The 5,734-nt window shown below is 39.9% G+C and carries 5 protein-coding genes; 4 read left to right on the forward strand and 1 reads right to left on the reverse strand.

Features of this window, described 5'->3' with window-relative positions:
• The first annotated feature begins 81 nt into the window (after positions 1–81).
• Complete coding sequence (locus NL42_RS16695) at positions 82–498, forward strand: hypothetical protein (RefSeq protein WP_461313596.1); 417 nt, start codon at positions 82–84, stop codon at positions 496–498.
• Between the two features lie 18 nt (positions 499–516).
• On the opposite strand, the gene rlmKL is transcribed toward NL42_RS16695, so the two are convergent.
• Positions 517–2,727 carry a bifunctional 23S rRNA (guanine(2069)-N(7))-methyltransferase RlmK/23S rRNA (guanine(2445)-N(2))-methyltransferase RlmL gene (rlmKL, locus tag NL42_RS16700; RefSeq protein WP_461313597.1) on the reverse strand — a complete coding sequence of 737 codons (2,211 nt, stop codon included), beginning with the start codon at positions 2,725–2,727 and terminating at the stop codon, positions 517–519.
• Between the two features lie 239 nt (positions 2,728–2,966).
• Between rlmKL and NL42_RS16705 the strand changes: the two genes are divergently transcribed.
• The 3 genes from NL42_RS16705 to NL42_RS16715 all read left to right on the forward strand — a co-directional run bounded on the left by NL42_RS16705 (position 2,967) and on the right by NL42_RS16715 (position 5,699).
• Entirely contained in the window at positions 2,967–3,311 is a 345-nt protein-coding gene (locus tag NL42_RS16705) for a hypothetical protein (RefSeq protein WP_252609318.1), read from the forward strand.
• A 123-nt stretch (positions 3,312–3,434) separates the two neighbouring features.
• Positions 3,435–4,451, forward strand: coding sequence for an aspartate carbamoyltransferase catalytic subunit (locus tag NL42_RS16710; protein WP_461313598.1), 1,017 nt, complete (start codon positions 3,435–3,437; stop codon positions 4,449–4,451).
• A gap of 12 nt (positions 4,452–4,463) precedes the next feature.
• On the forward strand, positions 4,464–5,699 hold the full coding sequence (locus NL42_RS16715) for a dihydroorotase (RefSeq protein ID WP_461313599.1): 1,236 nt from the start codon (positions 4,464–4,466) through the stop codon (positions 5,697–5,699).
• The last annotated feature ends 35 nt before the right edge of the window (positions 5,700–5,734 follow it).

Consider the following 5,734-nt stretch of genomic DNA (forward strand, 5'->3'; position numbering starts at 1 on the left):
TGTTTATAACATTGCGACATGCTTAAAAAATTGTTAATTTTGTTCGATATAACAAACAATAACAATTTTAGGATGAAGGAAATGGACAATAAACAAGGGTATATGCTGGGAATTTTGAGCGGTGTATCTGTATTATTATCAAACACGTGGGCAGCGCAACCAATGTCGGAAAGTGCGCTTGCCACTCAAACAGGAGCGATAACCGCGTCTTTACCCGTGATTATTGCGAAAGCTCAGGACGATGCCAAAAAGCCTGTGATAGAACAACAACAAGTACGGCAGGCGTTAGGTGATAACTATTTACAGCAAGTTCGATGGGATGCGCTTAGAACTGGCGTACTTTCTCCTTATCAAGAACAAAAACAAAATCATGTTATTGATAGTAAAGAAAAGAAGAAGTTAGAAATGATTGCACAGCCTGAGCGTGCAGATCGATTTACACGTTATGATTTTGAATCAAAAAATGTTCATGGTGAGGTTATTATTACCGTGAAGTAATAATAACCTCTAGTCTTATTAATATTGATCTAGAGCAGGGTGCTGAATTTTCCATGCACGGTGGATTTTCTGATTACGTTTAAAATCAAGGCCAATGGTTTCAGACGTGATTTCTTCAACCTGAAAAATAGCTTCAATTTCTTCGTCCATTTCAAAACCGCGATAGTTATTCGAGAAGTAGAGCGTACCTTCACTATGCAAACGGTTCATTGCACGTTTAATGAGTGAGATATGGTCACGTTGTACATCGAATGTACCATAGAACTTTTTAGAGTTTGAGAATGTTGGCGGGTCAATAAAAATAAGGTCGTATTGTTCATGGCCTTCTTTCAACCACTCAAAACAGTCACTAGCAAAGAACATATGCTGTTCATCTGCATGATCTACAGTTAAGCCATTTAAAACGAAGTTTTCTTTTGACCAGTTCAAGTAAGTGTTAGATAAATCCACACTTGTTGTACTAGCAGCACCACCAAGCGCAGCATGTAAGCTTGCAGTAGACGTATAACTATATAAGTTCAAGAAGTGCTTACCGCGTGCTTCTTGAGCAATACGTAAACGCATTTGACGATGGTCAAGGAATAAACCTGTGTCAAGGTAATCGGTCAGGTTAACTAAAATTTTAGCTTTACCTTCTTGAACAATAAAACGTTTTGAAGCCGTACTTTGCTTCGTATATTGAGTTGTACCAGTTTGACGTGCACGTGTCTTAATAAAGATGGCATCACGGTTTAAGCCAGTAACAGCACGAATTGCAGCAAGCGCTAAATTAAAGCGTTTTTTAGCTTTTTCTGGATCGATTGTTTTTGGTGGTGCATATTCCTGAACGTGTAAACGGTCACCATATAAGTCAACAGCAACATTAAAGTCAGGTAAATCTGCATCATACAAACGTAAGCAATAAACATTTTCTTTTGTTGCCCATTTCTTCAAGGCAGTCATATTTTTTTGCAAACGATTGGCGAAGTCTTGAGCTTCTTCCATTTCAATAGGTTGAGCTTGCCAAGTTGCTAAAAATGGTTGAGTTACTTTTTCAGGTTTGATTACACCAAAACGAATATAAATTGGTAATTTACCATTCATTAAACGTAACGTTTCAGGTGCTTCAAATGCTAAAACATCAGATTGTTCAATTTGAGCTGCAATAACTGCTGCATATTGATTTGGGAAATGTTTTTGTAAAAGCGCTGATAAGCCTAGATACAGAGAACGGTTTGAAGCTTTTTCCCCTAAACGTTCACCATAAGGCGGGTTGGTCACAATAAATGCAGTTTTGCCTTCAGCAGCAAAATCTGGCCAGTCAGCTAAAGTACGCTCTTCGATTTGAATCTGACCTAATACATTTTCAAAGCCTGCTGCAATAATATTTTCACGGGTTGCTTTAATCGCTTCCCAGTCTGCATCGTAGGCATAAAATTTAGGTAAAGGTAATTCAAGCGCTTTTTCGTGACGTTCAGCTGCTTCTGCTTTAAGTGAAAGCCAAAGGTCGCGGTCATGACCATGCCAGCCATTAAATCCAAAACGGCGAACAAGTCCTGGTGCGCGGTCAGTTAAAATCATTAATGCTTCAATGATGAATGTGCCTGAGCCACACATTGGGTCAAGCACAATCTCTGGATTACGCTGTTTGAGCTGAGCTTTTTGTAAAATTGCCGCAGCAAGGTTTTCTTTAATCGGTGCATCCGTCATGTAACGGCGGTAACCACGTTTATGGAGCGAATCACCTGATAAATCTAGACAGTAAGTATGTTCAGTTTTACCTGCCAAAGCATAGATTGTAATTTCTGGTTGTTTGGTGTCAATGCTAGGACGGCGACCTACAGCTTCCATAAAGGAATCAACAACGCCATCTTTTACACGTAGTGTGGCAAATTGCGAATTGACCATGATTTCACGTTCAGCATGCAAGCGGATTGCGAAAGTACTTTGTGGTGCAAAAACAAGTGACCAGTCAAAGCTCATTGCACCTTCGTAGAGTTCTTCAGCGACATCACGTGCATCATGCGTAAAATCAAGTTCATAAGTATGAATAGGAAGTAAAACACGAGAAGCGAGACGCGACCACATACAAATGCGGTAAGCTTGTTCAAGCGTCCCTTCAATGATTAAACGTCCTGCTTTACGTTCTGTCACTTTGGTGCCAAGTTGTTCTATTTCTTCTTGTAAGAGGGGTTCTAAACCATCAGCACAAGTAATCCAATAGTGGTTTAAACGTAAAGAGGTATTCATAAACTCGATTGACCAAAACATATAAATATTAACGATGCAAAGTTTAACGTATTTTGATGTCTAAAGGTTTTTAAATTATTGCAACCTATCATTTTGCAACCAAAAAACTGATTTTTAAAGAGTAATACCTTGAAATTGGTATGTATTTTGCTAGATCAAGATTATTGATGGTTATTTATTTAATAGACAAAGTCAGTTTTTAACCATTTTTATAATTTTAATGGATGGGGACGTTATAAATGAAAGACATGTTGGGGAATGGTTTTATTGCTAATGCAGATGCTTTCTCGGTGGCCACACAAATATATGTGCGTATGCGTCGGGTGACAGGGCGGGTAATAGATGCAATGTACGTTATTCAAAATAAAGATTATGCTAAATATGTAATTACGGTGGCATTAGAAACAGAGGATGACGAATTAAAACGATGCGTTGAGAGATTAAGATCGTTAGTTGACACTCTGCCAGAGCCTTCTCAAAAAGAAACGCTTGCTGTTGTGAAGGTCGATGAAGAGCCAGAAATTACCGCCGAAGACATTTATCGGGCACAAGTTCCACACCATTATATTGGTGCATTAAGGTAATCTCGAATAAGACTCTAAATTTTTGGTCAATTTAGGGTCTTATTCTGTAAAGTTCTTCTGCGAAAAGAGCGGAATTCAGCTACACTATGCACGTTTTCGCGATTCGACCCATAGGAATCCATTATGCATATTGCAGCGTTGCATCAACCGAGCCAGGTTCAGCTCAATCAAGACGGAAATTTAAAACATTTTTTAACGATTGAGGGACTTTCAAAAGAAAACCTCACTAAGATTTTAGATACCGCACAAAGCTTTTTAGATGATAATAATAATTTAATTAACCGTCCGCTCTTAGAGGGATTGACGGTTATGAATCTTTTCTTTGAAAACTCCACCCGTACCCGTACTACTTTTGAAGCAGCAGCAAAACGCTTGTCTGCCAATGTACTGAATATTGATATTGCACGTTCAAGTACATCAAAAGGTGAAACGCTACGAGATACGCTTTGGAACCTTGAAGCAATGGCTGCGGATATTTTTGTTGTACGCCATTCATCTTCAGGTGCTGCACATTTCATTGCTAAAGATGTGTGTCCAAAGGTCGCGATTATTAATGCAGGAGATGGACGTCATGCCCATCCAACGCAAGCGATGCTTGATATGCTTACCATTCGCCGTGAAACAAAGAAACCGTTTGAAGAGTTGAGTGTTGCCATTATTGGAGACATCAAACACTCTCGCGTAGCGCGTTCGGATGTAGCAGCATTACAAACCCTTGGATGTAAAGATATCCGCGTAATTGCACCGAATACATTATTGCCAGTAGGCTTTTCAGAATATGGCGAGCATGTTCGCTTGTTCAATAATATGGACGAAGGCGTGACAGATTGTGATGTAATTATTGCTCTACGTATTCAAAATGAGCGTATTGACTCTCCAGCATTATCTTCACAGTCTGAATTTTATCGAATGTATGGCTTAAACAAAGAGCGTCTTGGTTTAGCTAAACCAGATTGTATCGTGATGCATCCGGGACCAATGAATCGTGGCGTAGAAATTGACTCAAGTGTTGCAGATGGAGATCAGTCGGTTATTTTGAAACAAGTAACCAACGGTATTGCAGTTCGTATGGCTGTGTTGGCACTGTCAATGCAAGGCCAACTCCAAGAACAAGGTTTAATTGAAGCGATTACGTTATAAGGAATGGATCACATGAGTATTGTAAAAATTGAAAATGTACGTGTGTTAGACCCAATCCAAAAAACAGACAACGTACAAACTGTATATATTCAAAATGGCAAGTTGGTTGCTCCAGCAGAGCAAGTTGAACAAACGATTGATGGTCAGGGCAAATGGTTAATGCCAACCATGGTTGATTTGTGCGCGCGTTTGCGTGAACCGGGTCAACAGCAACACGGTACACTTAAATCTGAAGGTAAGGCAGCACGTGCTAATGGCATTTTGCATGTGATTACCCCACCAGATTCAAAGCCGATTGTACAAGACAACGGTGCGCTTATTCATGGCTTGATTGAAAAGGCATGGCATGATGGTGGCATTCATATGCATATTATTGGTGCTCAAACCCAAGGTCTAAATGGTAAACAACCTGCAAATATGGCTGGCCTGAAAAAGGGTGGTTGTACTGCAGTTTCAAATGCCAATGCTGCTTTCGAAAATGATGATGTGGTTATTCGTACTTTGGAATATGCAGCGGGTCTTGGCTTAACGGTTGTGTTCTATGCCGAAGAACCACAAATTGCTAAAGATGGATGTACACACGAAGGCTTTATTGCTTCTCGCCAAGGTCTGCCAATGATTCCGGCGCTTGCTGAAACTGTAGCGATTGCAAAATATTTGCTTATGATTGAAGCAACTGGCGTAAAAGCTCACTTTGGTTTGTTGTCTTGTGGTGCATCGGTTGAATTAATCCGTGCAGCAAAAGCAAAAGGCCTACCTGTGACTGCCGATGTTGCAATGCATCAGTTGCATTTAACTGAACATTTAACTGACGGTTTCAATTCACTTGCACATGTTCGCCCACCATTGCGTTCTGAGCAAGATAAAGAACTTTTACGTCAAGGATTAAAAGAAGGCGTAATTGATGCAATTTGTACGCACCATGAGCCTTTAAGTAGTTCGGCAAAAATGGCGCCATTTGCTGAGACTCAGCCGGGTATTACCGCTTTTGATACCTATGTATCTTTAGGAGTTCAACTCATTAATGAAGGTTTATTCGAACCTCTAGAATGGGTTGCTAAAGTTACTAGTGTGCCAGCACAAGTTGCGAATATGACTTCGCGTTGGGAAGGTGAAGCCGGATGGGTGTTGGTAGATCCTGCTTTAAGCTGGACAGTAAGCAAAGATACAATTTTATCGCAAGGCAAAAATACCCCACTGTTGGGTCAAACCTTGACGGGTAAAGTGCTTCAAACTTTTTCTAACTGATAAAGCATTTAGTTAAAGTAAATTTAAAATATAAA

Source organism: Acinetobacter sp. GN11, from assembly GCF_054823985.1.